16 protein-coding genes are annotated in these 18,133 nt (G+C 67.7%); 13 read left to right on the top strand and 3 right to left on the bottom strand.

The features are described from left to right. Positions 1-22: 22 nt before the first annotated feature. A complete protein-coding gene (locus tag NO931_RS14910) occupies positions 23-295 on the bottom strand; it encodes a hypothetical protein (RefSeq protein WP_256393147.1) in 273 nt (90 codons plus the stop codon). A 131-nt stretch (positions 296-426) separates the two neighbouring features. Between NO931_RS14910 and NO931_RS14905 the strand changes: the two genes are divergently transcribed. Continuing rightward, the gene (locus NO931_RS14905) at positions 427-2,607 is read left to right on the top strand and encodes an ATP-dependent DNA helicase (protein ID WP_375142070.1); all 2,181 of its coding nucleotides are present in this window, start codon (positions 427-429) and stop codon (positions 2,605-2,607) included. Between the two features lie 89 nt (positions 2,608-2,696). After that, positions 2,697-3,170: a hypothetical protein gene (locus NO931_RS14900; protein ID WP_256393146.1), complete on the top strand. Its 474-nt coding sequence runs from the start codon at positions 2,697-2,699 to the stop codon at positions 3,168-3,170. Positions 3,171-3,225: 55 nt separating this feature from the next. Here NO931_RS14900 and NO931_RS14895 read toward each other — a convergent pair whose 3' ends face one another. Both NO931_RS14895 and NO931_RS14890 read right to left on the bottom strand, forming a co-directional pair. Then, positions 3,226-3,735, bottom strand: a complete 510-nt coding sequence (locus NO931_RS14895) for a 2'-5' RNA ligase family protein (RefSeq protein ID WP_256393145.1) — start codon at positions 3,733-3,735, stop codon at positions 3,226-3,228. Positions 3,736-3,829: 94 nt separating this feature from the next. Continuing rightward, complete coding sequence (locus NO931_RS14890) at positions 3,830-4,024, bottom strand: DUF7554 family protein (RefSeq protein WP_256393144.1); 195 nt, start codon at positions 4,022-4,024, stop codon at positions 3,830-3,832. 179 nt (positions 4,025-4,203) lie between these two features. Here NO931_RS14890 and NO931_RS14885 point away from each other — a divergent pair, with 179 nt between their 5' ends. From NO931_RS14885 to argC, 11 genes are all read left to right on the top strand, one after another. Beyond that, complete coding sequence (locus NO931_RS14885; protein ID WP_256393143.1) at positions 4,204-6,492, top strand: nitric-oxide reductase large subunit; 2,289 nt, start codon at positions 4,204-4,206, stop codon at positions 6,490-6,492. 117 nt (positions 6,493-6,609) lie between these two features. Then, positions 6,610-8,118 (top strand): YgdI/YgdR family lipoprotein, encoded by a 1,509-nt coding sequence (locus tag NO931_RS14880; RefSeq protein ID WP_256393142.1) that lies wholly within the window; start codon positions 6,610-6,612, stop codon positions 8,116-8,118. A gap of 156 nt (positions 8,119-8,274) precedes the next feature. Next, positions 8,275-9,348: a copper-containing nitrite reductase gene (gene nirK / locus NO931_RS14875; protein WP_256393141.1), complete on the top strand. Its 1,074-nt coding sequence runs from the start codon at positions 8,275-8,277 to the stop codon at positions 9,346-9,348. Positions 9,349-9,508: 160 nt separating this feature from the next. After that, on the top strand, positions 9,509-10,807 hold the full coding sequence (locus tag NO931_RS14870) for a helix-turn-helix transcriptional regulator (RefSeq protein WP_256393140.1): 1,299 nt from the start codon (positions 9,509-9,511) through the stop codon (positions 10,805-10,807). Positions 10,808-10,961: 154 nt separating this feature from the next. Continuing rightward, entirely contained in the window at positions 10,962-11,849 is an 888-nt protein-coding gene (locus tag NO931_RS14865) for a hypothetical protein (RefSeq protein ID WP_256393139.1), read from the top strand. Positions 11,850-11,876: 27 nt separating this feature from the next. Next, positions 11,877-12,581, top strand: a complete 705-nt coding sequence (locus NO931_RS14860) for a DUF7345 domain-containing protein (RefSeq protein WP_256393138.1) — start codon at positions 11,877-11,879, stop codon at positions 12,579-12,581. A 448-nt stretch (positions 12,582-13,029) separates the two neighbouring features. After that, positions 13,030-14,232, top strand: coding sequence for an argininosuccinate synthase (locus NO931_RS14855; protein WP_256393137.1), 1,203 nt, complete (start codon positions 13,030-13,032; stop codon positions 14,230-14,232). A 3-nt stretch (positions 14,233-14,235) separates the two neighbouring features. Continuing rightward, positions 14,236-15,705, top strand: coding sequence for an argininosuccinate lyase (gene argH, locus NO931_RS14850; RefSeq protein ID WP_256393136.1), 1,470 nt, complete (start codon positions 14,236-14,238; stop codon positions 15,703-15,705). A gap of 219 nt (positions 15,706-15,924) precedes the next feature. Then, the gene (gene lysW, locus NO931_RS14845; RefSeq protein WP_097009450.1) at positions 15,925-16,089 is read left to right on the top strand and encodes a lysine biosynthesis protein LysW; all 165 of its coding nucleotides are present in this window, start codon (positions 15,925-15,927) and stop codon (positions 16,087-16,089) included. Between the two features lie 57 nt (positions 16,090-16,146). Then, a complete protein-coding gene (lysX, locus tag NO931_RS14840) occupies positions 16,147-17,040 on the top strand; it encodes a lysine biosynthesis protein LysX (RefSeq protein ID WP_256393135.1) in 894 nt (297 codons plus the stop codon). After that, entirely contained in the window at positions 17,040-18,098 is a 1,059-nt protein-coding gene (gene argC, locus NO931_RS14835) for an N-acetyl-gamma-glutamyl-phosphate reductase (protein ID WP_256393134.1), read from the top strand. Before lysX ends, argC begins: the two co-directional genes overlap by 1 nt. Positions 18,099-18,133: the final 35 nt, after the last annotated feature.

Genomic DNA, 18,133 nt, shown 5'->3' with positions numbered 1-18,133 from the left:
TAGCGAGAGGCTCACAGTAAAGCTACGGGCGCCTGAACGTGTAGGTCACGCCGTCGCCGTCGATCGTGAGCGTCCCGGCGTCGTGGTCCACGACGAGTTCCGCCGCGCCCTCGCGCTCGAAGTCGTGGAGCGGCATCCCCGTCTTCACGCTCCCGTCCCGCGATACCTCGACGCGTGCGGATCCGAAATCGATCCGGAGCCGATCGTCGTCGACGGTAACGTCGCCGGACTCGCCGAACCGGCGCAGCTCGTCGCTCACCGCGTTCCAGTCGTCGAGCCGAACGCGTTCTGTCACGGGCGAACGTACGGTTTCCAGGGACTAATAGCGGCGTGACGCCGCGGCGTCGTTCGCGATGGGGTGGCGCCGAGCGTTCGCGAGCGCCCCCAGCCGAACCCTTTTGGTAGATCGCGACCCACGAGTCTGTCGTGGCCGAAACCAACGGGTACATGCGGTTCTTCCCGTACGACGAGCCATACGCGAACCAGCGGGAGGCGATGGACCGCATCTACAACGCCCTGACCCGCGACCAGGACGTCCTGTTCGAGGGCGCCTGCGGGACGGGCAAGACGCTGTCGGCGCTGGTGCCCGCCCTGGAGTACGCCCGCGAGGAGGACAAGACCGTCGTCATCACGACCAACGTCCACCAGCAGATGCGCCAGTTCGTCCGGGAGGCGCGCGCGATCACCCGACAGGAGCCGATCCGGGCGGTCGTGTTCAAAGGGAAGGGCTCGATGTGTCATATCGACGTCGACTACGAGGAGTGCCAGGTCTTGCGGGACAACACGTACGATCTGGTCGACGCCGAACGCGATCAGCAGCAGCTGGAGCGACGCCAGCAGGAACTGCTCGAAGCCAGCCAGGAGGGCGACGAGCAGGCGACCGAAGCCCGCAGCGCGGTGATGGACGAACTCGACGCCGTCGAGGAGCAGGTCGACGCCTTGGAGGAGAACAACACCTGCGACTACTACTACAAGAATCTCACCGGCGAGACCGACGCGTTCTACGACTGGCTATTCGAGGACGTCCGGACGCCCGACGAGATCTACGAGCACGCCCACGAGCAGGGCTTTTGCGGCTACGAGCTGCTCAAGGACGGCATCGAGGGCGTCGATCTCGTCGTCTGTAACTACCACCACCTGCTCGATCCGATGATCCGCGAGCAGTTCTTCCGGTGGCTGGGTCGCGATCCCGAGGACGTGATCACCGTCTTCGACGAGGCTCACAACGTCGAGGGCGCCGCGCGCGAGCACGCCACGCGCACGCTCACGGAGAACACGCTCGACGCCGCCCTCGACGAGTTGCGCGAGTCGGACGAACCCCGAGCCGAGCGCGCGCAGAACGTGATCGGCGCGTTCCGCGACGCGCTCGTGAAGACCTACGAGGATTCCTTCGAGTTCGGCGGGCGCGAGCAGGTCGACGAGAACTGGGAGGACGTCTCGATCGCCAACGAGGAGGGCCGGGACGACCTCACCAGGAAGTTCCTGCAGAACTACAGCGGGCAGGGGATCGACGGCGACGTCGAAGCGGCCCAGAAGCTCGGCCGAACGCTCGACGAGCGCTACGAGGAGGCGTACAAGAACGGCGAGTCGAGTACCCGACAGGAGTGCCAGACGCTGCAGGCCGCTGCCTTTCTCGACCCGTGGATGTCGGAAGGCACCGAACTCGGCCAGTACCCGGTCGTCTCGGTGCGCCGGGACGCCGGCACCGGCGAGGTGTACGGCCGGGCCGAGCTGTACAACTGCATCCCCCGCGAGGTGACCGAGACGCTGTTCGATCAGGTCCACGCCAGCGTACTGATGAGCGCGACGCTCCGGCCGTTCGACGTGTTTTCCGACGTGCTCGGGCTCTCGAATCCGGTGACGCTGGCCTACGGGCTGCAGTTCCCCGCGGAGAACCGGCGGACCTACGCCGTCGGGACGCCGCCGCTGTTCGCGAGCGACCGGGGCGACCCCGAGGTGCAGGGCGCGGTGGCCGACGTGCTCAAAGACGCCGTGCGCTTCACGCCGGGGAACGTGCTCGCCTTCTTCCCGAGCTACAGCGAGGCCGAGCGGTACCACGGCCATCTCCAGGGATCGGACGCGACGCTGTACCTCGACAAACCGGGCGAGAGCGCCGAGGAGCTCCGGGAGACGTTCACGCAGGGCGACGACGGCGTCCTGCTGACCTCGCTGTGGGGCACGCTCGCCGAAGGCGTCAGCTTCGACGGCGACGACGCGAACACGGTCCTCGTGGTCGGCGTCCCCTACCCGCACCTGGACGATCGGGCCGACGCCGTTCAGGACGCCTACGACGCCTCGTTCGGCGATCGGGCTGGCGTCTCGGACGCCGGCTGGCGCTACGCCGTCGAGATTCCGACGATCCGCAAGACGAGACAGGCGCTCGGGCGCGTGCTGCGCTCGCCGGAGGACGTCGGGGTCCGCGCGCTGCTGGACGCTCGGTATACCGAGGAGAAAGAACGCGAACTCGGCAAGTACAGCGTCCGCGACGCGTTCCCGGCCGAGGAGCGCGAGGAGATGATCGACGTCGACCCCGAGAAGCTGAAGTTCGCGATGCTGAACTTCTACAACGACCATCAAAAGTACGACGGCGAGCCGCCGCGACCGTAGCAACGCTCGACAGAGAAAGTAGAACGATGACAGACGGTCCACCGGCACAAACCGCGACAATCGATTTCCAGTACGAGCGGAGCTATCGAGTGAGCGTCGAAGACGGAGACCCAGACAGCTGGATTGCCGTCGCTATCGCAATCGGCGATACGTACATCTGGGGCGGACCGAACAGCGGAGTGACCGGATTCGCGTGTGGCATCGTGCTGAACTTGCTCGAGACGGTCGATGCCGCCCTCTTGGACGAACGCTACGTCGTCGAGTTCGAGTGGGGACCGTCCTGGATGGTAGTCGAACCGCGGAACGACGCGTCGGTCACCGTGTCCAGGGCTTCGACGCTGAAGGGAGCGCGAAATCCGGACGAGCGGCTCGAAGTCGATACGGCTCGCCCCGTTACGAAACGGGCCTGGATCGAGGAAGTCGTCGATACGGCTCGCGAGTTTCACGGGACGATCCTCGAGATGAATCCCGACCTCCGAACTCGGGGCGTGATGCAGCAACTTCGAAGGAAGATACGCAGAGCCGAGCGGCTCAGCGCGGCGGACGACGACACCGTCAACTAATCGTCTGGGACGAGCACTGCGATCCGTTGTCCAGGGGTGCCAGTCTCGGCGAGCATCACGCCGGCAGCGAAACGGTCCGCACCACTTCTGCCTGACTCGCGTCCCAGAACTCTAACTCCGACACCGTCCACTCGATCGGCTCGATCTTCCGCTCGGCGAGCCGCCGCGCCGCCTCGACGTCGCCGCCGCGAGCCAGCGTAACGTGCATCGTGTAGTCCGGTCCCTCCAGTCCCTTAATCGCGCCCAGATCGTCGACGAGCGTGCGGTGGATGCGATCGAGTCCGGGGCTCTCGACGGCGAGGTAGACGACCGGTGCGGCGCCGTTGGGGGGGTCCTCGAAAACGTCGATTTCCGAGATGCGAGCCTCGACGGCCGGCGCGCCGGCGAGCGCGGTGCGGGCCTGCTCGGCGAGCCGATGATACCCGCCGACGCCGGCGCCGTCGCCCAGGCGCTTGACCAGAATCGAGTGACGCTCCCGGATCGAGTCGAAGCCGATCAGCTCGGGGTGGAGCCGCGAGGCGAGGGCGGAAACTCGACCGGGAACAGGCGCGTTCAGGCTGAACACGGTCGGTGTAGCGGACGGGGCGAAAAGAACGTAGCGGTATAGCGGCCGGGAGCCGGTGGCGAATCAGCGGCGTCCGACGCCGACGGTCGATCGGCTACAGCCGGTCGGCGAGCCACAGCACGAGCAGCGCCGCGATCGCGAGCATGAGGAACGGCTGCAGGAAGCCGAGCACCCCCAGCAGCAGGCCGAACAGTTCACCGACGATCTCCAGAACGAGCAGTAGGACGACCAGCAGGAGGACGATCCGGATCAGCCCGTCGACGTCCATGTCGCCGCGCGAGTCTATCATGTCGCTCCGTTCCCGCGCACGTGACAAAAAGACACCGGTGGATGCAGTCGGCGCGCGACCCCGAGAGCAACGCCTCGCCGTTCTGAGGGTCCTGCACTGCACCGAACACGTTCGGCGGGGTTGTCGGCGGTCGGGAACCGGAGCGCCGTAGAAAAACGAGGGGGCAGAACTATCTGGTGATGCGAGTCACCAGACAGACCCTCGCGAAGGCGCTGGTCGTCGTCTTCGTGTTCAACCTGGTCGTGATGGGGGCCGGCGCGGCGCTGGCCTACCAGCAGGAGCCGCCGATCCCCGACACCGTCGTGGGACCGGACGGCGATACGGTCGTCACGGCCCAGCAAGTACAGGACGGCAAGAAATCGTTCCAGTCGAACGGGCTGATGAACCACGGGTCGATCCTGGGTAACGGCGCGTACTACGGCGAGGATTACACCGCCGACGCCCTGGAGCTCAAGACCCAGTACATGAAGGAGTACTACGCCCAGGAGCGCCACGGCGCCGAGTACGAGGCGCTCGACACGGGCGAGCGGGCGTCGATCGACGCCGCCGTGAAGGAGGAGCTCGACGTCACCGGCTCGGAAGGGCCGATCCAGTACTCCGAGGCCGAGCTGTACGCCCACGAGCAGGTCCGCGAGGAGTACGTCGAGCGCTACAACGAGGGGTCGGCCGAGCGGGGTATCCCCGAGGGGATGATCGAGTCCGAGGAGGAGGCCCGCGAGTTCGCCGACTTCGCGATGTGGACCGCCTGGATCTCCCACGCCGACCGGCCGGGCACCGACCACAGCTACACGAACGAGTGGCCCTACGTGCCCGAAGCCGGTAACGCTCCGACCGGGTCGGCGATGACCTGGAGCGTCATCAGCATGGTGTTGCTCGTGGCCGGCGCGGGCGCAGGCGTGTACCTCTACAGATCCGTCGAACTGCCCGAGCCCAGCACCGAGGGGATCGACGTTCCCCATCCCGACGAGATCGACCTGACGCCGAGTCAGATCGCGGCGCTCGGGTTCGTCGCGGTGTCCGCCTTGCTGTTCTTGGCGCAGGTGCTGCTGGGCGGACTGCTGGCGCACTTCTACATCGAGCGCGACGCCTTCTTCGGGCTCGGGGAGTTACTCGGGTTCGAGATCCTGCAGTGGGTGCCCTTCGCGATCGCGAAGACCTGGCACATCGACCTGGGCGTGCTGTGGATCGCGGCGCTGTGGCTCGGGGCGGGGCTGTTCCTCGGGCCGCTGCTGACCGGCCGCGAGCCGAAGAACCAGCGCAAGTACGTGTACGGACTGCTCGGCGCGGTCGTCGTCGTCACCGTCGGCGGCATGACCGGCATCTGGCTGGGCGCCAACGGCTACCTGCCGGGCGAGCTGTGGTGGCTGCTCGGTAACGAGGGGCTGGAGTACCTCGAAGTCGGCCGCATCTGGCAGATCGGACTGCTGGTCGGCTTCGGCCTCTGGGCCGTGCTGGTCGCCCGGGCGTTCAAGCCGCTGCTGGACCGCGAGCCGCGGTTCGGCCTCGCGCACATGATCCTGTACGCGGGCGGCTCGATCGGCCTGCTCTTTATGGCCGGGATGTTCTACACCCCCGACACCAACATCGTCACCACCGAGTTCTGGCGCTGGTGGGTCGTCCACATGTGGGTCGAGGGCGCCTTCGAGTTCTTCATCGTCGCCATCGTCGGGCTGACGCTGGTGTCGATGAACCTGCTCTCGAAGCGCTCCGCCGAGAAGGCCGTCGGTCTCGAAGCGCTGCTGGTGATGGGCAGCGGCGTCATCGGCGTCTCCCACCACTACTGGTGGATCGGTCAGCCCGACGTGTGGATCCCGATGGGCAGCGTGTTCTCCACGCTGGAGCTGATCCCGCTGATCTTCATCCTGTTCGAGGCGATCGGCGAGTACCGCGCGCTGGCGGAGTCGGGCGAGACGTTCCCCTACAAGCTCCCCTTCGCCTTCATCATCGCCAGCGGGTTCTGGAACTTCGTGGGCGCCGGCGTCCTCGGCTTTTTCATCAATCTCCCGCTGATCAACTACTACGAGCACGGCACCTACCTCACGGTGGGCCACGCCCACGCCGCGATGTTCGGCGCCTTCGGCTTCCTGGCGCTGGGCATGGCGACGTACATGCTCCGGATCACCACCGAGTCCGCGAGCTGGAACGAGCGCAAGCTCCGGGCGGCGTTCTGGTGCTGGAACGTCGGGCTGGCGTTGATGGTGTTCGTCTCGGTGCTGCCGGTCGGCTTCCTCCAGCTGGAGGCCGCGTTCACCGAGAGCTACGCCGTCGCTCGGAGCGTAGCGTTCTACGAGCGCCCGCTCGTCCAGACGCTGTTCTGGGCGCGGATGCCCGGCGACACGCTGATCATCGTCGGGACGGCGATCTTCTGCTGGGACGTCGTCGGGAAGTTCCGCGCCGTGCGGGGCAGTAGCACCGACCCCAGCGAGCAGGTCGTCTCCGATCGCGTGATGGTCGAGAGCGACGACTAAGAGGAATCACGGACGGCGCCGATTCGGCACGGGCGTCTCGCCGGGTCGGATGCCGTACCTCAAACGCGCGTTTGACTCTCCACAAGACATGTAGGCTACAGTAGAGAAGACGCGGATATGCGCAGACGGACGTTTGCGGCGGCACTCGGGACGAGCGCGCTCGCGGGGTGTTCGTCGGTGTTGACCACGGACGACGGGAGAGACGACACCCCACCCGAAGACACGCCCAACGAGAACGAAAAGGGCGCAACGGGCGGGAACGAGAACGACGGCCCGGTCGAGTTCGAGGACGAACGATCGGCCGCCAGCATCGTCGACCTGGAGACGATCGATCGCACGTACGCGCTCTCGCCGCGGCGCTACCGAACCGAGGACGGAGGTGAAATCAGGCTGCGGTTCGCCGAAACGGCGACCGAGAACCATCCCGCACGCATCGTCGCGTCGCTGGAGAACGCGAACGACTACGAGAACACGTTCGAGCTACGCTGGACGCCGCCGTTCGGCCGGCTGGGGAGCGATCACCCCTATCCGATGGGCGGGGACCGCGGGGGCGGCGAGTACACCTACCGCCAGACGCTCGTGCTGGTCCCGACCGAGAACCACGATCTCTCGGACGCCGAGCCGCCCATCGAGCGGGACGGCGACGGTCACTGGCGGCTCGCCGGCGACCGCATCAGGCTGCCCGAGACGGTCCGGCTAGACCCCGGCGAGGTCGTCCGCGGGGAGTACGCGGTCGTCGGTCACGCCGACGGCACCGGGAGCGGCCGTCCCACGGGCGTCTACGAGTTCAGCAGGGGCCAGCGGGACGCGGTCCGGATCGCCGCCTGGAACACCGACGAGCCGGGCCCCGCGGCGGCGTCGCGGTTCGAGGGCGAATCCGTCCCGTCGACGCCGCGGGAGGACTCGATCGCGTGGTTCCACGACGCTGACGCGTCGACGCCGACGTTCGTTCGCCCGAGTACCGAGCGAACGGACCTCCCCGCGGAAGTCGAGTTCACGTTCGTCAACCGCTCGCGCGAGTCGACCAAGTGCGGCCACTGGAACCTCTACAAACTCGTCGACGGGCGGTGGTATCACATCGGACCGTACGTGCACACTGCCGACTGCCGAATCGTCGGCCCCGGAGCGACGAAGACGTGGACGCTCCACGCGTTCGGCGGCGAGTCGGTCCCCTGCGACGGCGCAACCGAATTCGGACACCTCGGGGGCGGGCGCTACGCCGCAGTGGCGGGATACGGTCACGAGACGGACCACAGCGCCGCGATGGTCAAACTGGTCGGCGACGCCGTCGCCCTCGAGCCGACGGCCGACGCGACGGCCGAAACATCGGGGACGACCGTCACGGTCACGACAGCCCGCCCGGAGGAGGGCGAGCACGCGTCACCCGCGACCCTGACCGCGACCCGGACAGACGACGCCGAATCGACGGTGATCACCGAACAGCTGTACCGGCAGCGGTACCGCGGCCTGCGGAACGTCCTGGCGTTCTTCGACGACGGGGTCGACCGGGTCGTCGTACACACCGACGAGCGAACGGCCGAGCGGGTCGTCGGCTACGACAGTGACGTCGCGCGGGTCGGCTACGACGGCGAGAGCTACGAAGCGCAGGTCGATCGTCGTTCCTGACCCTCCATTCGACGGGCCTATTTTGACGACCGTCAGCCCGTTCTCACGAACTGGAAACGGGTGTGAACATATTCGCTGGCGTCCCAGCGAGATGGGAACCATTTGCCCGCTTGAAGGTGGTCTACCGCCAATCTGTGCATGTAGGAGGACACACCAATGTTCGACACCAACCGACGACGCGTGCTCCAGGGCGCCGGCGCGATGTCCGGCCTCGCGCTGGCGGGCTGTACGGGCGAAGCACCGAGCGCTGAGGAACCGACCAACGAGACCGAGCCCCAGCCCCAGCAGACCGAGCCGACGCTCGACGTCGATCGCGTCGCGGCCGAACCGACCGACATCCCGGACCCGATCAACCGGGACGAGCCAAAGGAGGTCGACGTGACGCTCCGCCCCGAGGAGGTGACCGCCGAGGTCGAGGACGGCGTCACGTTCACGTACATGACCTACAACGGGCAGGTTCCGGGGCCGTTCATCCGGGTCCGTCAGGGCGACACGCTCAACGTGACCTTCGAGAACCCCGAGGAGAACAGCCTCCCCCACAACGTCGACTTCCACGCGTGTTACGGGCCGGGCGGCGGCGCCGAGGCGACGATGACCGCCCCGGGCGAGACGGCGAACCTGCAGTTCGAGGCGCAGTACCCCGGCGCGTTCATCTACCACTGCGCCGTGCCGAACATGGACATGCACATCAGCGCGGGCATGTTCGGCATGATCCTCGTCGAGCCCAAGGAGGGGCTTCCCGAGGTCGACGAGGAGCTGTACATCGGCCAGCACGAGCTCTACACTAACAAGGAGACCGGCGCCGAGGGCCACCACAAGTTCGACATGGAGTCCATGGCGGCCGAGGAGCCGACCTACGTCGTGATGAACGGCGAGGCGTACGCGATGACGCCCGACGGGTACGGCCACGCCGCCGAGGTCGAGACGGGCCAGACCGCCCGGGTGTTCATGGTGACCGGCGGCCCGAACCTCACCAGTAGCTTCCACCCGATCGGGAACGTCTGGAGCGACATCTGGGCGGAGGGGGCGCTCAGCTCCGATCCGGACCACGACGTGCAGACGAAGCCGGTCGCGCCGGGTAGCTGTGCGGTCGCGACGATGGACTTCCCGGTCCCCGGCACCGTGAAGCTGGTCGACCACGCGCTCAGCCGGGTCGCTCGGAAGGGCCTGATGGCGACGGTCAACGCCAAGGGCGAGGAGCGTCCCGAGCTGTTCAACCCTGAGCCGTAGTTCTCAGGAGACGACCCCGTTTCGGCTCGTTTTCGTAACGATCGACGCTTAGCCGCCGGTCACGCCCGCGACCCTTCGGATGACGTACCTGTCGGCTGAGATAGTGTCCGGTCGCGTCTCGGAACGTTTTATGCGACCCGGCGAGCAGTGGCCGTCGAACATGGAGTCGACCGCGGAGGGCGACCGTACGAACGAGCGCCGGCGCGGCGTCGCCGTCGGGACTGCCGTTGCAGTGGTGCTGCTGCTCGCGGTCGCCGGAGCGGGGATCGCAACGGCCGGCACCGTCGCGGACGGCGGAGCGACGACGACGGAACTCGACGCCGCGTCCGCGGCGACGCAGGCCGACGGACCGCCGATCGGCGAGGCCTACCAACAGGAGATCGACCCCGACAGCGTGCGCCTGACCCTCTCGGTCGAGGCCGACGGGGCGGCGCACTGGCGGATCGAGTACTGGACGGAGCTGAACGACGCCAACGAGACCGAGGCGTTCGAGCAGCTGCAGGACGACGTCGCGGCTACCCCCGACGAGTACGCCGCCAGATTCGCCAACCGGACGAACCGGACCGTCGCGAGCGCCGAGAACGCCACCGGCCGCGAGATGAGCGCCGGCGAGTTCGGCGTCAGCGCGACCAAGGAGACGATCCCCCGGGAGTACGGCGTCCTCACCTACACGTTCGAGTGGCGCGGCTTCGCGGCCGTCGAGGGCGATCGGCTGCGGATCGGTGACGCGATCGAAGGATTCTACCTGAACGACCAGACGCGCCTCGTCGTAGGATGGCCCGACGAGTACCGGCTCGTCTCGGCGTCCCCCGACGCCGACGAACAGCGGGACGACGCGGTACTCTGGCGCGGCGCCCGGACCGACTTCGTCACCGGCGAGCCTCGCGTCGTCGTCGAGGACGGCGGCGGTAGCGACGACGGCGGCGACGGCTCGCCCGGTGGCACCGATAGCGGCGGATCGCCGCTACTGTGGGTCGGCGCCGCGCTCGCGCTCTTCGCGCTGGCCGGCGGCGGCCTGGCGTTCCTGCGGCGAAACGGGGACGACGACGACGACGAAGCCGCTGCGGCGGCGGGCGGTACAGCGGCGTCGAGCGACCCGGAGCCCTCCGACGGAACCGCGGCCGAAGCGCACGACGCCCGCTCGGCGGCCGGCCGTGATCCGGATGCCGAGGACGCGGATGTGGGTGCCGAGGACGCGGACGGCGACGCCGAAGACGCCGCGGACGACGGGCCGCCGCCGGAGCTGCTGAGCAACGAGGAGCGCGTCCAGCAGGTGCTGGAGAACAACGACGGCCGAATGCGCCAGCAGGAGCTCGTCGATGAGACGGGCTGGACCGAGGCCAAGACGAGTCAGGTCGTCGGCGAGATGCGCGAGTCGGGCGCGCTCGAGTCGTTCCGACTCGGTCGCGAGAACGTGCTGAAGCTCCCGGACGACGACGGGGAGGAAGATCATATATGAATCCTTCGACAGTTCAGCGGGGGCATTCGAGCAGATTCGAGCGAATCGCACGACGTGGGCGGGTTTTAATCCGCGTTAATTCGGCGAGACGGACGTTGATTCGGTGCCAGCGACTGCCTTTTATATTATCAACCGGCCACAAGGAGGGGATGCGATGAGACGCACAACGACCCTGATGGTGCTGCTCGCCCTGATCACGGCCACGGTCGCGGTTCCCGTGGGCGCGGCAGGGCAGGCCCCCGCTCAGGCAAACGCGACGGCAGACGCACAGGCGAGCGCGAACGCAAGCGCGAACAGTAGTGTCGCCCCCGGCGAGCAGATGGCCGGCGTCGTCGGCGTCACCGAGGCCGAGTTCGAGGGCGAGATCGAAGAGCGCACGTTCGGCGTGCGAATCGCCCAGAACGCGAGCGCAAACGCACAGAGCGAGGTCGTCGCCGACCAGCTCGCCGAAGTCGAGCAGCGGATCGAGGAGCTCGAACAGCGCGAGGAACAGCTCGAGCAGGCTCACGAGAACGGCTCGATAACCGAAGGCGAGTTCCGCGCCGAGATGGCCGTCGTCGCGGCCGAGAAGAAAACCGCGACGCGGATGACTGCCACCAGTGAGACGGTCGCCCGCGGGCTCCCCCAGGCCGCACTCGACCGGAGCGCCGTCGACCTCGACGCCATCGTGACGCTGCACGAGCGCGCCAGCGCCGTCGGCGGCCAGAACGTCTCCGCGTACGCCCGCTCGATCGTCGGCACCGACGTCGGGATCGGCCCGACCGCACAGATCGATGTCGACGCCGAGGGGAACGTGAGCGTCGACGTGCCCGGCCTCAGCATCGGCGCCGAGGGCGAGGCGAGCGGCGACGCCGAGGCGGACGCCGACAACGAGTCCGGCGACGGCTCGACGATCGGCGTCGACTTGGAGACCGAACTGAGCGACCAGACCGACGGCGAGAACGCGACCGTCGGATCGGAAATCGACGCCGACGCCCAGGTTGACGACGACGGCGCCAGCGTCGACGCCGACTCCGGGACGAACGCGTCGACCGAACTGTAACACCGCCTTCCACTTCCGACGAGAACGATGTCATCAACACACAGAGCCGTAGCACTCGCGCTCGCGGCGGCGCTGGCGATCGGTGCGGTCGCCGGGCCCGCGGTCGCGAAGCCTGCACAGAACGAGAACGACGAACCATCGCTGGTCGTCGAGGTTCAGGCGGACGGTGACGCCGTCGTCACCCTGACCGCGACCTACGACCTGACGAGCGAGGCCGAACGGGACGCCTTCGCGTCTCTGCAAAACGACGGGTCGGCCCGGGAGAACGCCACCCGGCGGTACGCCGAGCGACTCGACTCGGTCGCCCGGAACGCGAGCGATCGGGTCGACCGGGAGATGCGAGTCCCCGTCGACGAGGCGAGCGTCTCGTTCGACGAGCGGGGCGACGTCGGCGTCGTCCGGTACAGCGCGACCTGGAAGAACCTCGCCGCCGTCGAAGGCGATCGGCTGGTCGTGACCGAGCCGTTCGCGAGCAACTACGACACCGACCGACCGTTCGTGCTGATCGCGCCGGACGGCTACGAGCTCGCGGGCGCGACGCCTGCGGTCGATGCCGAGGGCGAGACCACGGCCACCTGGGACGCCGGCACGTCGCTCGACGGGTTCGAGGCGACGATGGAACCCGGTGACTCCGGCGTCGCCGACAGCCTCCCCGGCTTCGGCGTCGGCGCCGCCGTCGCGTCCGTCGCGGGAGCGGCAGCGCTCGGCCTCCGACGGCGCCGATCGCCGTGATGGCGTCCCGCCCGCCCCGCGATTCGTCCCGACGATAGCCACCCCGCTGACGTTCGGCCCTCCCCCACTGATCGAAACTGCTGTTTTCCCCGTCGTTCGCGGGACGTGTTCCCACACCCTACACGCCCGAGAGGCGCTCTCGACGGCGTATTCCGCGTCGAACTCGGAAGCCTTTAATAGATCAAAAAGAGTAGATCCGATCAACATGGCGACGACTCCCCGCGTCTCGACGATCGCTTCCGTCGAGAGCCGCGAGTCCGCCGCCGCTTTCTCCCGACGACGACCGCGACGGGGCCTCTTTTAGGCCCACTATTACTCAACACCACGACCCGGTTGTTTCAGCGAACAACTAAGAACGGTTTTCTCCGCCTATAGGCTTCTCTGCGCAATTATTTCATGATCTAAAAGGAAGAATTTAATACCGTCCGAACGCTGGCTTCGAGTACAAATGGAACGCGTGGCACTCGCATTTTCGGGCGGTCTCGACACGACGGTCTGCGTCGGATTGCTCGAAGAGGAGTACGGATACGACGAAGTGATCGGCGTCACCGTCGACGTCGGCCAGCCCGAGGAAGAGTTCGAGGAAGCCGAAGAGACCGCCGAGGCGCTCGACGTGGAGACCCACGTCGTCGACGCCCGAGAGGAGTTCGCCACGCTGTGTCTCGACTCGCTGAAAGCGAACGCGACCTATCAGGGCTACCCGCTCGGCACCGCGATGGCGCGCCCCGTGATCGCTAACGCCATTCTGGAGACCGCGATCGAGAACGACTGCGACGCCGTCGCCCACGGCTGTACCGGCAAGGGCAACGACCAGCTTCGGTTCGAGGCCGTCTGGCGCGACTCCGACCTCGACGTCATCGCGCCCGTGCGCGAACTCGAACTCACCCGCGAGTGGGAGATGGAGTACGCCGAGGAGCGCGACCTTCCTGTAGAGAGCGGCAACGAGGGCGACTGGTCGATCGACACGAACCTCTGGAGCCGCTCGGTCGAGGGCGCAGACCTCGAAAAGCCGGACTACGTTCCGCCGGAGGAGATCTACGAGTGGACCTCCGCTCCCGGCGACGCCGACGGCACCGAACTGATCGAGATCGAGTTCGAGGACGGCGAACCCGTCGCGCTCGACGGCGAGGAGTACGGTCCCGTCGAGCTGATCGAACAGCTCAACGAGCAGGCGGGCGCCTACGGCGTCGGCCGCACGGACATGATGGAAGACCGCATGCTCGGGCTCAAGGTCCGCGAGAACTACGAGCACCCCGCCGCGACCGTCCTGCTCAACGCCCACGAGGCGCTCGAAGGCCTCGTCCTCACACAGGAGGAGCGCGAGTTCAAGGCCCAGGTCGACCAGCAGTGGTCGAAGAAGGCCTACCAGGGCCTGATCGACGCTCCCCTCGTGGGGGCGCTCGAGGGCTTCATCGAGGAGACCCAGTCCCGCGTGACGGGGACGGTGACGATCAAGCTCGAAGGCGGCAGCGCCCGCGCGGTCGGCCGCGAGAGCGAGTACGCCGCGTACTCCGAGGACGCCGCCTCGTTCAACACCGAGACGGTCGAAGGGCAGGGCATCACCCAGAAGGACGCCACCGGCGTCGCCAAGTACCACGGCTTCCAGGGTCGCCTGGCCAACTCCGTGATCGACGGCGTCGACGAGGACTGATAGATGACGGAGAGGACCCCAGATCCCGAGACCGATTCGGCCGACGTAGTGCGCAGGGACCGTTTCAGCGGCGGCCCCGCCCGGGAGTTCCTCTCCTCGATGGACGCCGATCAGCGGATCTTCGACGCCGACCTCGCGGTCGACCGCGCGCACGTCGTGATGCTCGCAGAGCAGGGGATCATCGAAGCCGACGTAGCCGGCGAAATCCTCGATGCCCTCGGCGACATCGAAGCTGAAGGCCACGGCGCCCTGCCCGACGGCGAGGACGTCCACGCGGCGATCGAGACGGCGGTGATCGAGCGCGTCGGCGCCGACGGCGGCAAGATGCACACCGCACGCTCGCGCAACGACGAGGTGGCGACCTGCATCCGCCACCGCCTGCGCGAGGACCTGCTCGACGCCGCCGCGACGACCGTCGCGCTGCGCGAGGCGCTGCTGGAGGTCGCGGCCGAACACACCAAGACGGTGATGCCGGGCTACACGCACCTCCAGCCCGCCCAGCCGACGACGGTCGCCCACTGGCTCTGTTCCTACGAGCAGGCGATCGCCCGCGACACCGAGCGCTTGCTCGACGCCTACGGTCGGGTGAACCGCTCGCCGCTGGGCGCCGCGGCGTTCGCCGGGACGACGTTCGACGTCGACCGCGAGCGCACGGCGGAGCTGCTCGGGTTCGACGGCATCGTCGAGAACTCGATGGACGCGTCCTCGACGCGGGACTTCCTGCTGGAGTCGGTGAGCGCGCTGGCCGCGCTGGCGACGACGCTGTCGGGGATCGCCGAGGACGTGGTGATCTTCGCGAATCGCGGGTTCGTCGAGCTGGACGACGACTACGCCTCGACCTCGTCGATCATGCCCCAGAAGAAAAATCCCGACACGCTCGAACTGGTGCGCTCGACCGCGGGCGACGCCGCTGCGGGGCTCAACGGTCTGCTAACGACGCTGAAGGGGCTGCCCCGCGCGTACAACCGCGACCTGCAGAACGCGACGCCCTACGCCTGGGAGACGGTCGACGCCGTCGTCGAGGCTGCTGACGTAGTCGGCGGGGCGATTGCGACGGCCGACTGGCCCGAGGAGACGCTCGCCGACGCCGCCGGCGAAGGATTCTCGACGGCGACCGGCGTCGCGGACCTGCTCGCGGCCCACGGCCTGCCGTTCCGGACGGCTCACGAGGTCGTCGCGGTGGCCTCCGAAAATGGCGCGGACCTGCAGGCCGTCGAAGACGCCGCGGAGGAGGTACTCGACGAACCGTTAGAGGAGTACGTCGATCCCGCTGCCGTCGAGGCCGCACTCGACCCAGCCGAGAGCGTCGCCTCGCGCGACTCCGTCGGCGGGCCGGCGCCAGCGACCGTCGAGAGTCACCTCGACCGAGCGACCGACGGCGTCGACGCCGACGCGACGGCGGTCGACGAGCGCCGGACTGCGCTGGCGGACGCCGAAGACGCGCTCGCCGCAGAGGTGGGCGACTATGTCTGAGCGACCGCTCGCTGTCCGACGGCGAGCGTCCCCGCAGGTCGGTCGACGACCACGGGAGCGATCCCCGCGAGGGGAGTGATAATATATTCCAGAACTGATACTGGATACGCGAACCGCGGCCCTGACGCTTTCTCGACCCCGTAGACAGTAGTCTGCGCGTTTGTTTTCACCGACACTTTCGGAGGATTTAAGTAGATAGGGGTACGAGTGGGGAGTACAATGGCAGAATGCGTCGAATGCGGGGCGGAGGTCTCCCTGCACGACAACCTGGAAGTTGGAGAGATCGTCGACTGCACGACCTGCGGCGCCGAGCTGGAGGTCACCGACACCAACCCACCAGTCCTCGAGAAGGCCCCCGAGCTGGAAGAGGACTGGGGGGAGTAACGTGCACGCCGGAACTGCACGCAGTTCCGAGCTCGCCCTCTCTTCGGGGTGGTTCGCGTGAACGTCGGACTGCTCTACTCCCGGATCCGCAAGGACGAGAAACTGCTGCTCTCGGAGCTGCGCGACCGTGACCACGAGGTCACGAAGATCGACGTGCGCGACCAGCAGTTCTCGCTCAGCGACGCGCCCGAGTCGTTCGAGGACGTCGACATCGTGCTCGATCGCTGTCTGGCGACGAGCCGCAGTCTCTACGCCACGCAGTTCTGCGAGGCCTACGACGTGCCGGTCGTCAACGCGCCCGAGACCGCGGAGATCTGCGCCGACAAGGTGAAAAACAGTTTGGCGCTGGAGCAGGCGGGCGTCCCGACGCCCAACACCGAGGTCTCCTTCACGAAGGAGTCGGCGATGCAGTCGATCGAGAAGTTCGGCTACCCCTGCGTCCTCAAGCCCGTGGTCGGGTCGTGGGGGCGCCTGATGGCCAAGATCGACTCCCGCAGCGCCGCCGAGGCGGTGCTGGAACACAAGGCGACGCTGGGCCACTACGAGCACAAGGTGTTCTACGTCCAGGAGTTCGTCGAGAAGCCCGGCCGCGACATCCGCGTGCTCGCGACCGACGGCGAGCCGGTCGGCGCGATGGTCCGCTCGTCGGACCACTGGCTCACCAACGCCGCGCAGGGCGCCGAAACCGAGGCCTTCGAACTCGACGACGAGGCCAAACGCCTCGTCGAAGAGGCCAGCGAAGCGGTCGGAAACGGCCTGCTCGGCGTCGACCTGATGGAGGTCGGCGTGGATGAAGAGGGAGAACCGACCGGCTACACGGTCCACGAAGTCAACCACACCGTCGAGTTCAAGGCGCTCGCCGACGCCACCGACGTCGACGTCGCCGCGGAAGTCGTCGACTGGCTCGAAACGAAGGCCGCCGAGGAGAGCGAAACCGAGGTGACCGCCTGATGAGCGACGGTGACGCCGAACTGTCTGCGGGCGTCGTCGGCGGCAGCGGCTTCACCGGCGGCGAACTGCTCCGCTTGCTCGCGGGGCATCCCGACTTCGAGATCGCGCAGGCGACCAGCCGATCCTACACCGGCAAGTCCGTCGGCTCGGTCCACCCGAACCTGCGGGGCACCCACTCGGATCTGCGCTTCTCGGACCCCGAAGAGTTAGAGAGCGTCGACGTCCTGTTCACGGCGACGCCCCACGGCGTCTCGATGGAGCAGATCGACCGCTTTCAGGAGTCCGCGGACACGGTCGTCGACCTCTCTGCGGACTTCCGACTCGACGCCGAGGAGCAGTACGAGGAGTGGTACGACGGGCACGACCGCCCCGAACTGCTCGCGGAAGCCGAGTACGCGCTCCCCGAGATCAACCGCGAGAACCTGCAAGGTGCAGAGCTGATCGCGTCGGGGGGCTGTAACGCCACCGCGACGATCCTCGGCCTGCACCCGCTGATCGAGGACGGCGTGCTCGACGGCTCCGAGCAGGTCGTCGTCGACGTGAAGGTCGGCTCCTCGGAGGGCGGCGCCGGCGGCGGCGACGCCTCCAGCCATCCCGAGCGCTCGGGCGTCGTCCGCCCCTACGCGCCGACGGGCCACCGCCACGAGGCCGAGATCGAGCAGTTCCTCGGTCTGGACGTTTCGTTCACGTGCCACGCGGTGGACATGACCCGCGGCGCCTCGGCGACGGCCCACGTGTTCCCGAACGGACCCGTCTCGAAGGGCGACCTCTGGGGCGCCTACCGGGACGCCTACGAGGACGAGCCGTTCATGCGCATGGCCGCGGGCGGGAGCGGCGTCTACCGCTACCCCGAGCCCAAGGCCGTCGCGGGCACCAACTACGGCGAGGTCGGCTTCGAGCTCGACCCCTCGAACAAGCGGGTGGTCGTGTTCTCGGCCATCGACAACATGATGAAGGGGTCGGCCGGACAGGCCGTCCACGCCGCCAACGTCGCGCTCGGGCTGGAGGAGACCGCGGGCCTGGAGTTCCAGGGGCTCCACCCGGTCGGCGCGCCGTAGGATCGGTCGAATCCGCCCGTCTGGCGGACTCGAAT

It is taken from the genome of Natronoarchaeum rubrum (assembly GCF_024494695.1).
This window is presented reverse-complemented; position numbering and strand designations above follow the sequence as displayed.